This window comes from Sphingomonas sp. FW306-1B-B10E, assembly GCF_058782005.1.
In genome coordinates this window covers 98,529-115,542 of record NZ_JBYSXG010000001.1, presented here as the reverse complement: position 1 = coordinate 115,542, position 17,014 = coordinate 98,529, and the positions used below count along the sequence as shown (strand labels likewise).

The 17,014-nt window shown below is 66.6% G+C and carries 19 protein-coding genes; 8 read left to right on the top strand and 11 right to left on the bottom strand.

Features of this window, described 5'->3' with window-relative positions; translation table 11 throughout:
* The first annotated feature begins 146 nt into the window (after positions 1 to 146).
* Positions 147 to 1,175, top strand: coding sequence for a LacI family DNA-binding transcriptional regulator (locus AC3WJI_RS00585; protein WP_492755281.1), 1,029 nt, complete (start codon positions 147 to 149; stop codon positions 1,173 to 1,175).
* Between the two features lie 155 nt (positions 1,176 to 1,330).
* Positions 1,331 to 2,824 carry an MFS transporter gene (locus tag AC3WJI_RS00580; RefSeq protein WP_492755280.1) on the top strand — a complete coding sequence of 498 codons (1,494 nt, stop codon included), beginning with the start codon at positions 1,331 to 1,333 and terminating at the stop codon, positions 2,822 to 2,824.
* Here the strand turns inward: AC3WJI_RS00580 and AC3WJI_RS00575 are convergent.
* The 5 genes from AC3WJI_RS00575 to glmM form a co-directional block, all read right to left on the bottom strand.
* Positions 2,821 to 3,654, bottom strand: coding sequence for a TIGR00266 family protein (locus AC3WJI_RS00575; protein ID WP_492755279.1), 834 nt, complete (start codon positions 3,652 to 3,654; stop codon positions 2,821 to 2,823). The two genes, AC3WJI_RS00580 and AC3WJI_RS00575, sit on opposite strands and share 4 nt — an antisense overlap.
* A gap of 101 nt (positions 3,655 to 3,755) precedes the next feature.
* Positions 3,756 to 4,400, bottom strand: a complete 645-nt coding sequence (gene rnhB, locus AC3WJI_RS00570) for a ribonuclease HII (protein WP_492755278.1) — start codon at positions 4,398 to 4,400, stop codon at positions 3,756 to 3,758.
* Positions 4,393 to 5,550: a bifunctional hydroxymethylpyrimidine kinase/phosphomethylpyrimidine kinase gene (gene thiD, locus AC3WJI_RS00565; protein WP_492755358.1), complete on the bottom strand. Its 1,158-nt coding sequence runs from the start codon at positions 5,548 to 5,550 to the stop codon at positions 4,393 to 4,395. The genes rnhB and thiD overlap by 8 nt, the downstream gene beginning before the upstream one ends.
* Positions 5,551 to 5,747: 197 nt before the next feature.
* On the bottom strand, positions 5,748 to 5,972 hold the full coding sequence (locus AC3WJI_RS00560) for a DUF1272 domain-containing protein (protein ID WP_492755277.1): 225 nt from the start codon (positions 5,970 to 5,972) through the stop codon (positions 5,748 to 5,750).
* A 139-nt stretch (positions 5,973 to 6,111) separates the two neighbouring features.
* A complete protein-coding gene (glmM, locus tag AC3WJI_RS00555) occupies positions 6,112 to 7,452 on the bottom strand; it encodes a phosphoglucosamine mutase (protein WP_492755276.1) in 1,341 nt (446 codons plus the stop codon).
* A gap of 71 nt (positions 7,453 to 7,523) precedes the next feature.
* On the opposite strand from glmM, the gene AC3WJI_RS00550 reads away from it, so the two are divergent.
* Positions 7,524 to 8,798 carry a dicarboxylate/amino acid:cation symporter gene (locus tag AC3WJI_RS00550; RefSeq protein ID WP_492755275.1) on the top strand — a complete coding sequence of 425 codons (1,275 nt, stop codon included), beginning with the start codon at positions 7,524 to 7,526 and terminating at the stop codon, positions 8,796 to 8,798.
* Between the two features lie 232 nt (positions 8,799 to 9,030).
* On the opposite strand, the gene gor is transcribed toward AC3WJI_RS00550, so the two are convergent.
* The 5 genes from gor to pgi are packed head-to-tail and all read right to left on the bottom strand — an operon-like array spanning position 9,031 to position 12,853.
* Positions 9,031 to 10,377, bottom strand: coding sequence for a glutathione-disulfide reductase (gene gor, locus AC3WJI_RS00545; RefSeq protein WP_492755274.1), 1,347 nt, complete (start codon positions 10,375 to 10,377; stop codon positions 9,031 to 9,033).
* Positions 10,378 to 10,791 carry a type II toxin-antitoxin system VapC family toxin gene (gene vapC / locus AC3WJI_RS00540; RefSeq protein WP_492755273.1) on the bottom strand — a complete coding sequence of 138 codons (414 nt, stop codon included), beginning with the start codon at positions 10,789 to 10,791 and terminating at the stop codon, positions 10,378 to 10,380.
* The gene (locus AC3WJI_RS00535; RefSeq protein ID WP_492755272.1) at positions 10,788 to 11,000 is read right to left on the bottom strand and encodes a type II toxin-antitoxin system VapB family antitoxin; all 213 of its coding nucleotides are present in this window, start codon (positions 10,998 to 11,000) and stop codon (positions 10,788 to 10,790) included. The genes vapC and AC3WJI_RS00535 overlap by 4 nt, the downstream gene beginning before the upstream one ends.
* A gap of 57 nt (positions 11,001 to 11,057) precedes the next feature.
* Positions 11,058 to 11,360 (bottom strand): alkylphosphonate utilization protein, encoded by a 303-nt coding sequence (locus AC3WJI_RS00530; protein ID WP_492755271.1) that lies wholly within the window; start codon positions 11,358 to 11,360, stop codon positions 11,058 to 11,060.
* On the bottom strand, positions 11,357 to 12,853 hold the full coding sequence (pgi, locus tag AC3WJI_RS00525; RefSeq protein WP_492755270.1) for a glucose-6-phosphate isomerase: 1,497 nt from the start codon (positions 12,851 to 12,853) through the stop codon (positions 11,357 to 11,359). The genes AC3WJI_RS00530 and pgi overlap by 4 nt, the downstream gene beginning before the upstream one ends.
* Positions 12,854 to 12,957: 104 nt before the next feature.
* Here pgi and lepB point away from each other — a divergent pair, with 104 nt between their 5' ends.
* The 4 genes from lepB to era all read left to right on the top strand — a co-directional run bounded on the left by lepB (position 12,958) and on the right by era (position 15,841).
* Entirely contained in the window at positions 12,958 to 13,821 is an 864-nt protein-coding gene (gene lepB / locus AC3WJI_RS00520; RefSeq protein ID WP_492755269.1) for a signal peptidase I, read from the top strand.
* An 11-nt stretch (positions 13,822 to 13,832) separates the two neighbouring features.
* Positions 13,833 to 14,489 (top strand): ribonuclease III, encoded by a 657-nt coding sequence (gene rnc / locus AC3WJI_RS00515; protein ID WP_492755357.1) that lies wholly within the window; start codon positions 13,833 to 13,835, stop codon positions 14,487 to 14,489.
* A gap of 211 nt (positions 14,490 to 14,700) precedes the next feature.
* Positions 14,701 to 14,910 (top strand): GIY-YIG nuclease family protein, encoded by a 210-nt coding sequence (locus AC3WJI_RS00510; protein WP_492755268.1) that lies wholly within the window; start codon positions 14,701 to 14,703, stop codon positions 14,908 to 14,910.
* Between the two features lie 37 nt (positions 14,911 to 14,947).
* Positions 14,948 to 15,841: a GTPase Era gene (era, locus tag AC3WJI_RS00505; protein ID WP_492755267.1), complete on the top strand. Its 894-nt coding sequence runs from the start codon at positions 14,948 to 14,950 to the stop codon at positions 15,839 to 15,841.
* Between the two features lie 38 nt (positions 15,842 to 15,879).
* On the opposite strand, the gene AC3WJI_RS00500 is transcribed toward era, so the two are convergent.
* A complete protein-coding gene (locus tag AC3WJI_RS00500; RefSeq protein ID WP_492755266.1) occupies positions 15,880 to 16,578 on the bottom strand; it encodes an NAD-dependent deacylase in 699 nt (232 codons plus the stop codon).
* A 74-nt stretch (positions 16,579 to 16,652) separates the two neighbouring features.
* Between AC3WJI_RS00500 and AC3WJI_RS00495 the strand changes: the two genes are divergently transcribed.
* Positions 16,653 to 16,973, top strand: coding sequence for a hypothetical protein (locus tag AC3WJI_RS00495; RefSeq protein WP_492755265.1), 321 nt, complete (start codon positions 16,653 to 16,655; stop codon positions 16,971 to 16,973).
* Positions 16,974 to 17,014: the final 41 nt, after the last annotated feature.

The window sequence follows — 17,014 nt, the reverse complement described above, 5'->3', positions numbered from 1 at the left end:
CAGCCGGCCACATACGTATTCAGTGGCGATCGCTGCCCGGCCGGGCTGATTTGCAGCGGCGGCGGCGTTGACGCGGCGGGCGATCTGGGCTGTCTGCATATTATGCGAAGCGGCGGACACGGCCGTGCGCCGGAGAGGAGGGGGGTATGCAACGCAAGCCGACATCATTCGATATCGCGCAGCTGGCGGGGGTCTCCCAGCCGACCGTGTCGCGCGCGCTGCGCGGCGAGCTGGGTGTCAATCCGGCGACCCGGCTGCGCATCGAATCAATTGCCAAGCAGCTCAACTACCGCGTCGACAAGGCCGCTTCGAACCTGCGCACCCGCCACTCCCAGACGCTGGCACTGCTGTTCTTCGAGGACCCGACCGCCGACGATTCGCTGATCAACCCGTTCTTCCACGCGATGCTCGCCTCGATCATCCGCGCCTGCGCCGAGCACGACCATGATCTGCTGATCAGCTTCCAGCAGCTGTCGAGCGACTGGCACAACGACTATGAGGATTCGCGCAAGGCCGATGGGATCATCCTGCTCGGCTATGGCGATTACGAGCTCTATCGCAGCCGGTTGCGCGCGCTCGAGGATGCGGGCACGCATTTCGTGCGCTGGGGCTCGGTCCAGTCCGAGGCGTCGGGCCTGACCGTCGGCTGCGACAATCGCGGCGGCGGCCGCGAGGCGACCCGCCATTTGCTGTCGCTCGGGCGCCGCAACATCGCGTTCCTGGGCAGTGCGTCGAGCCATTATCCCGAATTCCACGATCGCTATCGCGGGCATGTCGCGGCGCTCAAGCAGGCCGGGGTGATCCCGCGGCCCAGGCTGCAGTTCGACGCCATCACTACCGAGGAAGCGGGTGCCGCGGCTGCCAACGCGCTGCTCGCCAGCGGGGAGAAGTTCGACGCGGTCCTAGCGGCAAGCGACCTGATCGCGATCGGCGCGATGCGCGCGCTCGCGGCGGCAGGGCTCAACGTGCCCGGGGACGTCGCGGTGGTTGGGTTCGACGACATTCCCGCAGCAAGCTCGGCCAGTCCGCCGCTCACCACCGTGATGCAAGACCCTCGGCTCGCCGGACGCAAGCTGGTCGAGACCCTGATCGGCCGCATCCGCGAGCAGCCGGTCGGCTCGGCGCTGCTCCCGACCAGGCTGGTGGTGCGGCAATCCTGCGGATCGGCGAGCTAGACAACGCGCTTGCTGTCGCACTCCTTCCCTCACCCCGGCCCTGTGCCGGGGTCCACCGCGCGGCTTGGCGAGAAGCTAATGCCGCTTGTCCTTCGTTCGCGGCGCCGTGGAACCCGGCACAAGGTCGGGATGACGAGTAAAATATGAGGCGCCCCATGACCGAAAAGCCGCGCCAGTCCTTTGCCGGCCTTTGGAACATCAGCTTCGGCTTTTTCGGCATCCAGATCGGTTTCGCGCTGCAGAACGCCAATATGAGCCGGATCTTCCAGACTTTCGGCGCCAAGATCGACGACCTGTCCTGGCTGTGGGTGGCGGCGCCGCTGACCGGGCTGCTCGTCCAGCCGATAATCGGACATTTGAGCGACCGCACCTGGCTCGGCCGGCTGGGCCGGCGGCGGCCCTATTTCTTCGCCGGCGCCCTGCTTGCGGCGCTGTCGCTGATCGCGATGCCGCTCGCGCCGGCTTTGCTGTTCGCCGCGGTGATGCTGTGGGTGCTCGACGCCTCGCTCAACGTCTCGATGGAGCCGTTCCGCGCGTTCGTCGGCGATATGCTGCGCAAGGACCAGCACGCCGCCGGCTATGCCGTGCAGACCGCATTCATTGGCGCGGGCGCGGTGGTCGGATCCATCTTCCCCTGGGCGCTCGAACATTTCGGCGTGTCGAACCTCGCCACCGGCGGCGGCATTCCCGACACCGTCCGCTACGCCTTCTGGTTCGGCGGCGCCGCGTTGTTCCTCTCGGTGCTGTGGACCGTGGTGACGACACGCGAATATGCGCCCGAAGCAATGGCGGCATTCGATGGCGCGCCCACCGAGCCGATCGACGAGACGCCAAGCCTGGCGACACGCAGCTACACCACCAGCCTGGTCTGGCTGGCGGCCGGCGCGGCGGTGATCGGGGCGGTCGGGCAGTTTGGGCTCGAGAAGGAAGTGTATCTGCTCGGCGCGCTGCTCGCCGGCTACGGCCTCGCCAGCGCCGCGGCGATCGCCCTTGCCCGAGCCGGATCGACCGCCAACATGCTCAGCAGCATCGTCGGCGATTTCGCGGGCATGCCGGTGCTGATGAAGCGGCTCGCGGTGGCCCAGTTCTTCAGCTGGTCGGCGCTGTTCATCATGTGGATCAACACCACCCCGATCGTCACCCAGGACTTTTTCGGCGCGGACAGCGCAGCGAGCCCGCTCTACCAGAAGGGCGCCAATTGGGTCGACGTGCTGTTCGCCACCTATAACGGCGTCGCCGCGGTGGCCGCGCTGACCCTGCTCCCGCTCCTCGCCCGCCGCATCGGCCAGGCCCGCACGCATATCGTCGGGCTGCTGTGCGGCGCAGCGGGCTATGCCAGCTTCTTCGCGATGCCCGATCCGCGCTGGCTGCTGCTGAGCGAGATCGGCATCGGCGTCGCCTGGGCGTCGATCCTGGCAATGCCTTATGCGATCCTCGCCTCGAGCCTGCCCCAGTCCAAGCTCGGCATCTATATGGGGCTGTTCAACGTCTTCGTCGTCGTGCCGCAATTGCTCGTCGCCACGGCGATGGGGTCGGTGATGAAGCGCTTCTTCCCCGGCGAGCCGATCTGGACGATGGCCTTCGCCGCGGGAACCCTCTTGGTCGCTGCCTTGGCGATGACGCGCGTCGTCCGGCTGACGCGCGCCTAGTCCCCGCCGAGCAAATCGCCGAGCGGGCCGAGCACCGAGCCTTCGCCGCGATTCTGCCCGCCGTACGGCCGCGCCGCCGCGAGCATCCGCCCGGCGAGTCGCGAGAAGGGCAGCGACTGGATCCAGACATGGCCCGGCCCGGTGAGCCGCGCGAAGAACACGCCCTCCCCGCCGAACAACATGCTCTTGACCCCGCCCGCCGCGACCACGTCGAAATCCACCGTCGATGTGAACGCGGCGACGCAGCCGGTATCGACATGGAGTTGCTCGCCCGGCGCCAGTTGGCGCTCGACCACGGTGCCGCCCATCTGGACGAACACCCAGCCGTCGCCGTCGAGCTTCTGCATGATGAAGCCTTCGCCGCCGAACAATCCGGTCATCATCTTGCGCTGAAAGGCCACGCCGATCGAGACGCCGCGCGCCGCTGCGAGGAACGCATCCTTCTGGCAGATCAATTGCCCGCCATAATCGGCGAGCCGCAGCGGCAGGATCGCGCCGGGGATCGGCGCGGCGAAGGCAACGCGCGCCTTGCCGCTGCCCTGGTGGGTGAACACGGTGGTGAACAGGCTCTCGCCGGTGACCAGCCTTTTGCCCGCGCCGAGCAGCTTGCCCATGAAGCCGCCGCCCTGCCCGCCCGAGCCGTCGCCGAATACCGTGGTCATCTCGACATGCGCGTCCTTCCAGACCATCGCCCCGGCCTCGGCGACCGCGCTCTCGCCCGGATCGAGCTCGATCTCGACGAACTGGAGCTCCTGCCCCTTGATCTCGAAGTCGATATCGTCGGCGACGCTCGCCGAGCGGTGATGCTGCCATGGGCTATTCGGTGCCATCTACGTTCTCCCCCGTTAGTGCTCCTGCGAAAGCAGGAGCCTAGAGCCAAGAAGCGTATCGCCTGTGACTCTGGACTCCTGCTTTCGCAGGAGCACTGAAGTTATTCAGCGGCCTCCACCACCGGCCCGAAATCGAGTTCGGCCTGCGCGACGCGCCAGAAGCTGCGCCGGTGGTGCGGCGTCGGGCCGAGCGTGCGCAGCGCTTCCTGGTGGACCTTGGCCGAATAGCCCTTGTTGCTCGCCCAGCCATAGCCGGGATGCGCCGCGTCCAGCGCCTCCATCATGCAGTCGCGCTTGTGCTTGGCGACGATCGACGCCGCGGCGATCGACAGGCAAAGCGCGTCGCCGCCGACCACCGCGTGGCTCTGGTGATCCCAATCGGGGCAGCGATTGCCGTCTACCAGCACGAAAGCCGGCGCGAAGCCGAGCGCGTCGACCGCGCGCGACATCGCCAGCATCGACGCCCAGAAGATGTTGAGCGTGTCGATCTCCTCGACGCTCGCCATCCCCACGCCGACCTTGGCGCACTTCAGCAATTCTCCGCAGAGCCGTTCGCGCTTGGCGGCGGTCAGCACCTTCGAATCGTCGATGCCCTCGGGGATGCATTTCGGGTCGAGCACCACCGCGGCGGCGACCACCGGACCCGCAAGCGGCCCGCGGCCCGCTTCGTCGACGCCCGCAACCGGCCCTTTGTGGAGGCGCTTGTAGCGGCGTTCGAACTTCAGATCAGGCCCGGTCTTAAGCATCGTCGAGCCGCCATGGCGGAAAGCGCCGCATCTCGCCAGCCTGATAGAGACGAATCGCATTGCCCGCCGGATCGCGCAGCCGCGCCTCGCGCCAGCCCCATTGCTCGTCCTTCGGCTCCGCCTCGAACTTGACTCCCTGCTGCTGGAGATAGGCGACGGTGACGTCGAGATCGCCGCATTCGAAATAGACCACCGGCGCGGTATACGCCTCGTCGGTCGCGACCGAGAAGGTGGCGCCGCCTTCGGTCTCGAAGCGCGCATAGCGCGGGCTGGCGCGCACCACCTGGCGCAGCCCGAGCAGCCGGTAGAAGCGCTCACTCGCGACGAGATCCTGCGCGGGCACGGTGACCTGGTTGAGCATCGGCTCGAAGAAGCTCATGTTGAGATCGAGCCGCACCGCCTGCTGCCCCATCGGGCCGTGGCCGCGGCCCAGCCCCGGCGCCTCGCGCATCGCGATCCGCACGAAGCGGCGCCCGCGCGCAACGGCCTCGGGCAAATCCCATTCCTGTGCCAGCCCGCAGGCGATCGCCGAAGAAAGCGTGCAGCCGGTGCCGTGGGTTGCCTCGGTCTCGATGCGCGGATCGCTCCATTCGATCTCGGGCGGATCCTCGGGATTGGCCGAATAGAGCCGATCGGTGACTTGAGGCTCGCCACCGTGCCCGCCCTTGACCAATACCGCGCAGCCATGCGCCGCGACCAGCGCCTGAGCATCGCCACCAAGCGCTTCGAGTTCGGGGAGGTTGGGCGTCACCACCGTTGCGCGTGCCATCAGCCGCTCGAACGCGGCGATCGTCGCATCGTCGGCGAGCGTCGCGCCGCTGGTCGCGACCATCACCGGATCGAATACGACCGGAACGCCGGGAAGCTCGCCGAGCTTCTCCGCCACCGCCAGCGCGGTGCGCGCCGATCCGATCATCCCGATCTTGATCGCGTCGACGCCGATGTCGCGGACGACCACGTCGATCTGCGCGAGGACCATGTCAGTGGGAATCGGATGGACGCCGCTGACTCCCAGGGTGTTCTGCGCGGTAATCGCAGTGATCGCGGTCATCGCGTGCCCGCCGAGCATCGTCACGGTCTTGATATCGGCCTGAATTCCGGCGCCGCCGCCCGAATCCGAACCGGCGATGATCAGGATGCGCGGGGTCATGCCGCCGACCCCGGAGTTGCGGCTAAAGTTGAGACCGAAGTTGAGAAAGTTGCGGTCCTGCGCGCCATTCTCGCAGGCCATGCCAACAGGCCGGGCGCGCGCACCGCAATGTTCGAGGAAATCAAGGGCACGGTCGACCGCATCATGCCCGGATTCCTGCCACGAAGCACGGCCTGTAGGACAGCGCTAAATCATCTTCACCGGGTGAATTTGCGCTCGCTCGATGCCGGGTGGCGGCGGAGCGTATCGCCCGTGCGCGTGGGCCGGTCCAGCAGCTCGCCGCCGCAATTGGGGCAATGCTCGTCGAGTGCGTCGGCGCATTCCGCGCAGAAGGTGCACTCGAACGAGCAGATGAACGCGCCGGGATCGTCGGCGGGAAGCTCCGCGCCGCAGCGTTCGCAATCGGGACGCATTTCCAGCATCAGATTCCACCTCCCGCCACCATTGCGCCACCTCTCCCCGTTCGTGCTGAGCTTGTCGAAGCACCGTTCTTCTCTTTCGCCTGACGGAGGAAGAAGGACGGCCCTTCGACAAGCTCAGGGCGAACGGAGGGGACGGAGATCACGCCGCCGCGTCGCGCACCGCGTCGCACACCCGGTCGACCACGGCCTCGACCTGGCCGCGATCGTCGCCCTCGGCCATCACCCGGATCACCGGCTCGGTGCCCGAGGCGCGGATGACGAGGCGGCCCTTGCCGTCGAGCTCGGCTTCGGCCGCGGCGATCGCATCCTTGACGCGGACCTCGTCCAGCGGCTTGCCGCCCTTGAAGCGGACATTTTTGAGGACCTGCGGCAGCGGATCGAAGCGGTGGAGCACTTCGCTCGCCGGTGCACCCGCGCGGACCAGTTCGGCGAGCACCTGGAGCGCCGCGACCAGCCCGTCGCCGGTGGTGGCATAGTCCGAAAGGATGATGTGCCCGCTCTGCTCGCCGCCGACATTATAGCCCGAGCTGCGCATCTTCTCGAGCACGTAGCGGTCGCCGACCGCGGTGCGCACCATGCCCAGCCCCTGTGCGGCGAGATGGCGCTCGAGCCCGAGGTTCGACATCACCGTCGTGACCAGCCCGCCCCCGGCGAGCCGCCCCTGGCGCGCCCAGCCGCCGGCGATCAGCGCCATCAATTGGTCGCCGTCGATCACCCGGCCGGTCTCGTCGACGACGATCAGCCGGTCGGCATCGCCGTCGAGCGCCACGCCGATATGCGCGCCCGAGGCGACGACGGTCTCGCGCAGCGTGTCGGGCGCAGTCGAGCCGACGCCGTCATTGATGTTCTTGCCGTTCGGCGTGACGCCGATCGCGATCACTTCGGCGCCGAGCTCCCAGAGCGCCGAGGGCGCGACCTGGTACGCCGCGCCGTTGGCGCAATCGATCACCACCTTGAGCCCGTCCAAGGTCAGGTCGCTCGGGAAGGTCGACTTGGCGGCATGGGTGTAACGCCCGCGGGCATCTTCGACGCGGCGGGCACGGCCGATATTGGCCGAGGCGGCGAGCGGCACCTCGCCGTCGATCAGCGCCTCGATCGCGAGCTCGTCCGCGTCCGAGAGCTTGAACCCGTCGGGGCCGAACAATTTGATGCCGTTATCGGCATAGGGGTTGTGGCTCGCCGAGATCATCACCCCCATGTCGGCGCGCATCGACTGGGTGAGCATCGCCACCGCCGGGGTCGGCATCGGCCCGACCAGCACCACGTCCATGCCCACCGAAGTGAACCCCGCGACCATCGCATTTTCGAGCATATAGCCCGACAGCCGCGTGTCCTTGCCGATGACGACGCGGTGGCGGTGCTCGCCGCGCGCGAAATGTGCGCCGGCCGCCATGCCGACCTTCATCGCCATCGCCGCGGTCATCGTCGCGACGTTGGTGGTGCCGCGGATTCCGTCCGTCCCGAAATATTTTCTTGCCATGTCTCGCCTGTTCGCGCCCTTGTGGCGTTTCGTGCCCGCAGCGATAGCGGCGAAAACCACAAAGGGCGAGCATGTCGCAACCTACCCGTATTCTTCTGTCGCTGATCGCCGGGCTGATCGTCGGCGCGCTGTTCGCGGCCTATTCGCCGCAGACTGGGCTCGCGGTCGCCGAATATGCGCAACCGGTCGGCCAGGCCTGGCTCAACGGATTGCAGATGACGATCGTGCCGCTCGTCGTCGCCTTGCTGATCACCGGCGTGACCGCCACTGCCGAGGCGGCGCAGGCGGGGCGTCTCGCGGGCCGCGCGATCGCACTCTACGTCGTCGTATTGTTCCTCTCGGCCGCCGCCGCCGCGATCCTCACGCCGCTGTTCCTCCAGATCGCTCCACTGCCGCAGGAATCGGCCGCGAGCCTGCGCGCCGCGCTGGCCGGTGCGGAGAAGATCGGGCCGGTGCCGCCGCTCGGCGAGTTCCTCGCGGCGATCATCCCCGCCAATATCGTCAAGGCGGCGGCGGAGAACGCCTTCCTGTCGCTGATCATCTTCTCGCTGGTCTTCGCCTTCGCGATCACGCGCGTCGGCGAGGAAGCGCGCACCATGCTGACGCGCTTCTTCATCGCGATCCGCGACGTGATGCTGGTGGTGATCGACTGGGTGCTGTGGATCGGGCCGGTCGGCGTGTTCGCGCTGGCGCTGGTGGTCGGCGCCAAGGCCGGCACCGGCGCGTTCGGCGCGCTGATCCATTACATCCTCGTGGTCGCGGGGGTCGGCTTCGTGGTCACTCTATTCGCCTATCCGGTGGCGATCATCGGCGGTCGGGTCGGCCTCGGTCGCTATCTGCGCGCCGCGACGCCGAGCCAGGCAGTGGCGATCAGCACCCAGAGCTCGCTCGCCACGCTGCCGGTGATGATCGAGGGCGCGAGCGGGCTCGGCGTGCCGGTCGCGGTATCGGGCGTGACGATGCCGCTCGCGGTCGCGATCTTCCGCGCGACCGGACCGGCGATGAACTTCGCGGTGGCGATCTATGTCGCCTCATGGTTCGGGGTGCCGCTCAGCCCGGCGACACTGGCGGTCGGCACCGTGGTCGCGACCTTGACCTCGCTCGGCTCGGTCAGCCTGCCGGGGACGGTCAGCTATGTCAGCGCGATCGCCCCGGTCGCCTCGACGATCGGCGCACCCGTGGCGCCGCTCGGGCTGCTCGTCGCGGTCGAGACCTTGCCCGACATCATGCGCACCGTCGGCAACGTGACCTGGGATCTGGCGACGACGGTGTGGCTCTCGCGCCGGGCCGGCGACGTGCCGCGCGACGAGGCCGATGCGATGCTGCAGGAGGCGGCGAACAGCTAGGGTGTCAGAGGACTGAACTCTCCCCGTTCGTGCTGAGCTTGTCGAAGCACCGTCTTTCTTTCTACAGCCAAGAGAAGACGGCCCTTCGACAAGCTCAGGGCGAACGGGGATGGGTTGCCCGTCACCCCGGCCCTGGGCCGGGGCACCATGCCACTAGGGAAAAGCTGGAGCCGCTTGCTTCTCCCGCATCCGCGCAGTTGACCCCGGCCCAAGGCCGGGGTGACGTGTAGCGCTACTTCAGCAGCACCAGCTCCTCGGCCATGCTGGGGTGCAGCGCGACGGTATCGTCGAACGCCTGCTTGGTGAGCCCGGCCTTCACCGCCACCGCCGCCGCCTGGAGGATCTCCGGCGCGTCCGGCCCGATCATGTGGATGCCGACGACCTTCCCAGTCATCCCGTCGCAGACCATCTTGTAGAGCGCGCGCTCGTTGCGGTTGGCCAGGACGTTCTTCATGGCGCGGAAGTCCGAGGCATAGACCTTGACCGAGCCGAGCTTGTTACGCGCCTCGCCCTCGGTCATCCCCACCGCCGCGATCGGCGGATGGCTGAACACCGCGCTCGGCACGCAGCTATAGTCGACCGTCCGCGGATTGTTGCCGAACACCGTGTCGGCAAAAGCCTGGCCCTCGCGGATCGCCACCGGGGTCAGCTGGATGCGGTTGGTCACGTCGCCGACCGCATAGATGCTGTCGACGTTCGAGCGGTTCTGCGCGTCGACCTTGATCGCGCCCTTGTCGTCGAGCTCGACTCCGGCCTCCTCCAGCCCGAGCCCCTTGGAATTGGGCACCCGGCCGGTGGCGAACAGCACCACGTCGAACTCCGCCGGCTCCTGCCCGGTAAGGAACACCTTCAGGCAGCCATTTTCGAGCTTCTCGATCTTCTCGAACTCGGCGTGGAAGCGGAAGTCGATGCCCTTGGTCAGCGAGATCTGGAGCAGCCGGTCGCGGACCGAATGGTCATAGCCGCGCAGGATCACGTCGGTGCGGTTGACCACGGTGACGTGGCTGCCGAACTCGTTGAAGATTCCGGCGAATTCGTTGGCGATATAGCCGCCGCCGGCGATCAGGATGCGCTTAGGCAACGTCTCGAGATGAAAGGCCTCGTTCGAGGTGATGCCATGCTCGGCGCCGGGGAAATCGGGGACGTGCGGATGCGCGCCGGTGGCGATCAATATGTATTTCGACGTGACCTTCTTGCCCGATGCGAGCGTGACTTCGTGCGGCCCGGTGACGGTGGCGCGCTCGAGGAGGATCTCGGCGCCGGCATTGTTGAGCCCCTGGGTATAGAGCCCATTCAGCCGATCGACATCGGCGAGGACGTTGTCGCGCAAGGTCGCCCAGTCGAAGCTGCAATCGGGGACGTTCCAGCCGAAGCGCCGTGCGTCCTTGAGGTCCTCGGCGAAGTGTGCGCCGTAGACGAGCAGTTTCTTGGGCACGCAGCCGCGGATCACGCAGGTGCCGCCGACGCGATATTCCTCAGCGATGGCGACCTTGGCGCCGTACGCAGCCGACACGCGCGAGGCACGCGTACCGCCCGACCCCGCGCCGATGACGAAGAGGTCGTAATCATAGTCAGCCATTCAATTCACTCCGGTGGCACCCATCGCCGATCTGAGGCCGAGGTGCTGGACAAAGGGGTCGAAGTCGCGGTCGCTATACAGAAGCGGTATGCGATCGAGGATGCAGCGGGTCGCGATCAGCGTGTCTATCGTCTTGCGGATCGTTATGCCCAAGCCGCGAAGCGCATGATAGTTGCGAGCCGCCACCTCCGCGATACGCGGATCTGAAATCTGGACGGAGGAATAGACGTCCAGATGTTCCTTCGCCGCCGAAAACGACCTGCCATCGCGGGTTCCTTGCAGCACTTCGGCAAGGATGAGGTCGCCGATGCCGATCTCCTGCTCGTCGAAAATGAGCTGTTCCAATCGTAGCGTCTGCAACGTGGTGCGGCTGGCAAGCTTGTCGATCCAAACGCTGCTATCGACGAGGATCATTCGGCAGCCGGGATGTACTTGCTCGTCCGCATATCGTCGAGATCGCCTTCCCAGCCTATGCCTTCGAGCCCTCGAAGCGCCTCCAACTGCCGATGCGCACGGACTGCACGGCGCAAAGCCTCTTCGACGGCTTCGCGCTTGGTCTTCACGCCAAGCGCGGCCATCGCCTCGGCCATCAAATTATCGTCGATCTCGATATTCGTGCGCATGATGTGTATCCAACCGCAGTTTTATACACATATGCATGAACGCCGCCGCAAACAAGCTCAGCGCTTCCGCACGAACTCCGCGCGGAGCACCAGCCCCTTGATGCCTTCATACTTGCAGTCGATCTCCTGCGCATCGCCGGTCAGCCGGATCGACTTGATCAAGGTGCCGCGCTTGAGCGTCTGGCCCGCACCCTTGACGGTAAGGTCCTTGATCAGCGTCACCTGATCGCCGTCCTGGAGCAAATTGCCCACCGAATCCCGGACTTCGACCGCGTCGTCCGCGCCGGCGTTCGCCGAGGCCTCGGCGGCGGGGACCCATTCCCCGCGCGCCTCGTCATAAACATAGTCGTCGTCGCTCATTCGCCGAATGCACGCTGGATGAGATCGTTGGTCGAGATGTCGAAGTCGCTGTCGCCCTGCGCCGCCGCCTTGGCCATTTCCTTGCCGAGCTCGACACCGAACTGGTCGAACGGATTGATGCCCAGCAGCACCGCGTTGACGAAGGTCCGCGCCTCGTAGAACGCGAGCAACGCACCCAGCGTGCGCGGATCGAGATCGTTCAGCAGCAGAGTCGAGGACGGCCGGTCGCCGGGATAGGCGCGCGCCAAATCCTCATGCGTCTTGCCCGCCATCAGCGCCGCGCCTTGCGCGAACATGTTGAGCAGCAGCTGGCGGTGGTGCCCGTCATCCTGCGCGTCGCCCTGCTCGATCACTCCGACGAACTCGACCGGGACCAGCCGCGTCCCCTGGTGGAGCAACTGGAACACCGCGTGCTGCGCATCGGTGCCGACCCCGCCCCAGGTGATCGGCGCGGTCGGCCAGCTGACGGCCTCGCCCTCGGCGGTGACGCGCTTGCCGTTCGATTCCATCTCGAGCTGCTGGAGATAGCTCGGCAACAGCCGCAGCCGCTCGTCATAGGCGAAGGTCGCGCGCGTCTCGCAGCCGCGCGCCTGGGTGTAATATAAATCGGCGAACGCCGCGAGCGCCGGTGCGTTCTGCGCCAGCGGGGTCAAACGGAAATGGCGGTCCATCTCGGCCGCGCCTTCGAGCATCTCCTCGAACGCTTCCCAGCCGAGCGCCAGCGCCGCGGGAAAGCCGATCGACGACCATAGCGAATAGCGCCCGCCGACGCTCTCGGCGAAGGGCAGCACGCGCGTCTCGTCGACGCCCCAGGCCACGGCCTTGTCGGGCGCCGCGGTCAGCGCGATGACGCGGCCGTACGGATCCTCGACGCCGCTGCCCGACAGCCAGGCCAGCGCGCTCTCGGCGTTGAGCAAAGTCTCGGTGGTGGTGAAGGTCTTCGAGGCGACCGCAATCAGGGTCGCTTGCGGGTCGAAGCGATCGAGCGCCTCTTCGAGCGCAGCCCCGTCGACATTCGAGACCACCGCGACCTCGTAGCGATCGGCATCGCGGCCCAGCGCGTCGACGAGCAGATCCGGCCCGAGCGCCGATCCGCCGATGCCGATATGGAGGATGTGGCGCACCGGCCCGAGCGCCTCGGCCTCGATCGCGTCGATCAGCGCGCGCATCCGGGCATGGAAGCCGCGCGCCCGCGCGACGCTCTCTGGGCTACCTTCGCCACGTTCGGCGGTATGCTCGGCGGCGCGACCCTCGGTGACGTTGATCGCCTCGCCGGCGAACAGCGCATCGCGCTTCGCTGAAAGGCCCATCGATTCAGCCAGCGCTTCGAACGCCTGCACGGCATCGGGCGTCAGATGCGTCTTCGACCAGTCGAAATGGATGCCGGCGACGTCGAGCGACAGCGACGCCAGCCGCGCCGAGTCGGCGTCGAACAATTGCTTGAGCGAAGCGGGCTTGAGGGCGTGGATCGTCGACCAGTCGGGCAATGCCATGTTCATCTCCTTGAACGCAGGCTGCCCCTATCCTCCCCCGAACGCGCCTGCCAGCGCTATTCAGCCGCTTGACCTACCCGCCCAGCCCAAGCAGAGCACGATCCATGGAAAACGCGCCCTCCGCCGAGCCCGAAACGCCCGCAGTCGATGCGCCCAAGCCCTATTCGGTGGGCACGGCCGCGGACAAGCCCAAGAGCGAATGGCGCGATCTCGCCTCGTTCCTCGTCAAGCTGGCGCTGATCGTCTTCGTGGTGCGCAGCTTCATCTTCTCGCCTTTCTCGATTCCGTCCGAGTCGATGCTGCCGCGGCTGCTGATCGGCGACTATCTGTTCATCACCAAATGGAATTATGGCTATTCCAAGCATTCGCTGCCGTGGAGCCTGCCGCTGATCCCGGGCCGCATCTTCCCCGGCACGCCGGCGCGCGGCGACGTAGTGGTGTTCAAGGCGCCGCCGGGCAATGATACCGACTGGATCAAGCGGGTCATCGGGCTGCCGGGTGACAGCGTCCAGATGGTGGGTGGCCAGCTGATACTGAACGGCAAGCCGGTGCCCAAGGACCGGGTCGCGCAATTCGTGTTGCCGATCTCGCCCAATTTCGAGCGCTGCCAGCCGCAGTTCCAGAATATCGACGCCGACGGCAATGCGGTGTGCAGCATCCCGCGCTTCCGCGAGACCCTGCCCAACGGCAAGACCTATGAAGTGCTCGACCAGGGTACGTACCCCAAGGACAATACCGGGATCTACACGGTGCCCGCCGGCCACGTCTTCCTGATGGGCGACAATCGCGACAATTCGACCGACAGCCGCTTCAGCCACGCCGACGGCGGCATCGAATTCGTGCCCCTTGAGAATCTCGAGGGCAAGGCCGTGATCAACTTCTGGTCGACCGACGGCAGCGCCAACTGGTTCCTGCCCTGGACCTGGTTCACCGCGGCGCGCTGGAGCCGCATCGGAGAAGGCTTCTGACCGCCCCTGCGCTGGGGGGATGGATCGCTGAGACCTTCGGCCGCAAGCCCGGCGACCTGGCCGCGTACCAGCGCGCGCTGACGCATGGCAGCCAGGCCGCTGCCAATTACGAGCGGATGGAGTTCCTCGGCGACCGCGTGCTCGGGCTGGTCATCGCCGAATGGCTGTTCGAGCGGTTCGCCGACGAACCCGAGGGTGCGCTGTCGCGGCGATTGAATGCGCTGGTGACCGGCCCGGTCTGCGCCGAGGTGGCGCGCGACATCGGTGTGGCGCCCTATCTGCGGCTCGGCAAACAGGCGCGCGAGGATGGCGCGGCGGACAGCGACAATGTGCTGGGCGACGTGATCGAGGCGCTGATCGGCGCCTTCTATCTCGAATTCGGGCTCGACGCGGCACGCGGCTTCATCCGCAAGGCCTGGTCCGAGCGGATCGACCTACAGGGCCAGGCGCCCAAGCACCCCAAGTCCGCGCTTCAGGAATGGGCCGCCGCGAACAACCGCCGCCCGCCGGAATACGAAATCGTCGACCGCTCGGGCCCGAACCATTCGCCGCGCTTCACGGTGAAGGTGAGCATCGGCAAACTGGCGGACGCGACCGGCGAAGGCACGAGCAAGCAGGAAGCGGAGACCGCGGCGGCTGGGGCGCTATTGGGGAAATTGAAGGGCTGAAGCAAGAAGACGGCGTTTCGACAAGCTCAGCACGCACCCCGGGGAATACGAACCTAAATCCGTTCGCCCTGAGCTTGTCGAAGGGCCGTCTTTCCTTCATCCTCAGGCGATGGGCTTCTGGGTCTATATCCTACACTGTCGGGGTGGCAGCTATTATACTGGCCACACCGATAATCTTGAGGTTCGCCTCGCGTAGCACGAAACGGGAGCGGTGGACGGCTTTACCTCGGACCGGCTTCCAGTGAAACTGGTGTGGTGCGGAGAACTCCCGACACGCCAGGAAGCCATCGCGATGGAACGCCGAATCAAGGGCTGGAGCCGCGCAAAGAAGATGGCGCTCATCCGCGGCGATTGGGACCTTGTCTCCGCGCTGGCGAAAAAGAAGAACGGCCCTTCGACAAGCTCAGGGCGAACGGGGTAAGGGCAGGCGAATGTCCCCTGATCTCCCTGATTCCCCCATGACTCAACATTGCGGCATCATCGCCATCGTCGGCGCGCCGAACGCCGGTAAGTCCACCCTGGTCAATGCGCTGGTCGGCCAGAAGGTCGCGATCGTCAGCCCCAAGGCGCAGACCACGCGGGCGCGGCTGATGGGCATCGCGATCGAAGGCGACGCGCAGCTCGTCCTGGTCGACACGCCGGGCATCTTCACCCCGGAGCGCCGGCTCGATCGCGCGATGGTCGCCGCTGCCTGGGAAGGTACCGAGGGCGCCGACCTGATCGCACTGGTCGTCGACGGCAAGGGCGGCACCGGCCCCAAGGTCCAGCAGGTGATCGAAAGCCTGGCCAACCGCCGCGAGCGGAAGATCCTGATCCTCAACAAGGTCGACATTGCCGACAAGCCGCGGCTGCTCGGCCACGCCGCCAAGCTCAACGAGATGCTGCCGTTCGACGAGACTTATTTCGTCAGCGCGCAGACCGGTGATGGCGTCCCCGAATTGAAGGCCGCGCTCGCCGCGGCGATGCCCGAGAGCGCGTGGCATTTCCCCGAGGACCAGGTCTCCGACGCGACCGAGCGGATGATCGCCGCCGAAGTCACTCGCGAGCAGCTCTATCTCCAGCTCCACGCCGAATTGCCTTACGCGAGCGCGGTCGAGACCGAGAAATATAGCGAGCGCGAGGACGGATCGGTCGAGATCCACCAGCAGATCCTCGTCGCGCGCGAAACCCAACGCGCGATCGTGCTCGGCAAGGGCGGCACCCGGATAAAGGAGATCGGCGCGCGCGCCCGGGCCGAATTGTCGCGGATCATGGGAGTGCCGGTGCACCTCTATCTCCACGTCAAGGTCAACCCGAAATGGGAGGAAGACCGCGGGCTCTACCGCGATATCGGGCTGGATTGGGTGGACTGAATCTCGTCCTACGCCGACAAAGTCCGGGGTGGAGAACTCTATACCAGCACTTCCTCCACCCAGGCCGGCACCAGCACCCCCGCAGGCCCCATCCGGCCCTCGTCGAACCACTGGCTGCCGCCCGACGGATCGAGATTGAGTTCGAGCGTCGCCGCGCCATGATGCCGCGCGGTCTGGACGAAACCGGCTGCGGGATAGACCGCCCCCGACGTCCCGATCGAGACGAACAAATCGGCTTGCGACAGCGCCGCCTCGATCCGCTCCATCTGGTACGGCATCTCGCCGAAGAACACGATGTCGGGGCGCAGTGCCTCAGTGCCGCAATTCGGGCATTCGGTTGCGGGCGGAAGCGGCTCTTCCCACGCGGTGCGAACCCCGCACGCTGCGCATAGCGCCGATTTGAGTTCGCCATGCATGTGGAGCAGCCGCGTCGAGCCGGCGCGCTCGTGCAGGTCGTCGACATTCTGCGTGACGAGCAGCAACTCCCCCGGCCATTCCGCATCGAGCCGCGCGAGCGCCTGGTGTGCCGCATTGGGCTCGACGCCGGCGAGCTTTGCCCGGCGTTCGTCGTAGAAGCGATGCACCAGCTCGGCATCGCGCGCTAGCGCTTGCGGCGTGCAGACATCCTCGACGCGGTGCCCCTCCCACAGCCCGCCAGGACCGCGGAAGGTCGCGATGCCGCTCTCGGCGGAGACGCCGGCGCCGGTGAGAATCACGATGCTGCGGATATCTGCCATTCCCGATCTCTACTGCCCGCCATGCCGTTGCCGCAAATGCCGTGTCGATTGCCGGCAACTCGGGGAGAACGCCGATGCTGTTATTGCTGCTGATCGCCATAGCGACGCCTCAGGAACGCCCTCTCGTCCCCGGCGACGACGACGGTACGCGCACGATAATCACCGAGAAACGTTGCGAGCCGAATTCGAGCGAGGAGGTATGCGTTACTGCCAATCCGAATCGCTATCGCCTCGAAAAAATCGAGCCGCGCTATGTCGAGCCGCCGGTCCGGGCGGCGCGGCGGCTCGGAGCAGGCGAGATCGCGGTTGAGGCCGAGCAACGCGGCTTCCCCGGCGCCACGGCGCCCGCCGCGATGATCCGCTTCCGCGTGCCGTTCGGCAAGAAGCCCAAATAGCCTCTGTCGCGCCGCCCCCCGATTGTGCCACAGCAAGCGCC

What these genes read in the sequence shown, in the direction of transcription:
- lepB (WP_492755269.1), top strand. Translation starts at nt 12,958, where the DNA reads ATGGAAAACGCGCCCTCCGCCGAGCCCGAAACGCCCGCAGTCGATGCG.
- AC3WJI_RS00530 (WP_492755271.1), bottom strand. Translation starts at nt 11,360, where the DNA reads ATGAGCGACGACGACTATGTTTATGACGAGGCGCGCGGGGAATGGGTC.
- AC3WJI_RS00560 (WP_492755277.1), bottom strand. Translation starts at nt 5,972, where the DNA reads ATGCTGGAAATGCGTCCCGATTGCGAACGCTGCGGCGCGGAGCTTCCC.
- AC3WJI_RS00535 (WP_492755272.1), bottom strand. Translation starts at nt 11,000, where the DNA reads ATGCGCACGAATATCGAGATCGACGATAATTTGATGGCCGAGGCGATG.
- era (WP_492755267.1), top strand. Translation starts at nt 14,948, where the DNA reads ATGACTCAACATTGCGGCATCATCGCCATCGTCGGCGCGCCGAACGCC.
- pgi (WP_492755270.1), bottom strand. Translation starts at nt 12,853, where the DNA reads ATGGCATTGCCCGACTGGTCGACGATCCACGCCCTCAAGCCCGCTTCG.
- AC3WJI_RS00550 (WP_492755275.1), top strand. Translation starts at nt 7,524, where the DNA reads ATGTCGCAACCTACCCGTATTCTTCTGTCGCTGATCGCCGGGCTGATC.
- rnhB (WP_492755278.1), bottom strand. Translation starts at nt 4,400, where the DNA reads ATGCTTAAGACCGGGCCTGATCTGAAGTTCGAACGCCGCTACAAGCGC.
- AC3WJI_RS00580 (WP_492755280.1), top strand. Translation starts at nt 1,331, where the DNA reads ATGACCGAAAAGCCGCGCCAGTCCTTTGCCGGCCTTTGGAACATCAGC.
- AC3WJI_RS00500 (WP_492755266.1), bottom strand. Translation starts at nt 16,578, where the DNA reads ATGGCAGATATCCGCAGCATCGTGATTCTCACCGGCGCCGGCGTCTCC.
- gor (WP_492755274.1), bottom strand. Translation starts at nt 10,377, where the DNA reads ATGGCTGACTATGATTACGACCTCTTCGTCATCGGCGCGGGGTCGGGC.
- thiD (WP_492755358.1), bottom strand. Translation starts at nt 5,550, where the DNA reads ATGACCCCGCGCATCCTGATCATCGCCGGTTCGGATTCGGGCGGCGGC.
- glmM (WP_492755276.1), bottom strand. Translation starts at nt 7,452, where the DNA reads ATGGCAAGAAAATATTTCGGGACGGACGGAATCCGCGGCACCACCAAC.
- AC3WJI_RS00495 (WP_492755265.1), top strand. Translation starts at nt 16,653, where the DNA reads ATGCTGTTATTGCTGCTGATCGCCATAGCGACGCCTCAGGAACGCCCT.
- AC3WJI_RS00585 (WP_492755281.1), top strand. Translation starts at nt 147, where the DNA reads ATGCAACGCAAGCCGACATCATTCGATATCGCGCAGCTGGCGGGGGTC.
- vapC (WP_492755273.1), bottom strand. Translation starts at nt 10,791, where the DNA reads ATGATCCTCGTCGATAGCAGCGTTTGGATCGACAAGCTTGCCAGCCGC.
- AC3WJI_RS00575 (WP_492755279.1), bottom strand. Translation starts at nt 3,654, where the DNA reads ATGGCACCGAATAGCCCATGGCAGCATCACCGCTCGGCGAGCGTCGCC.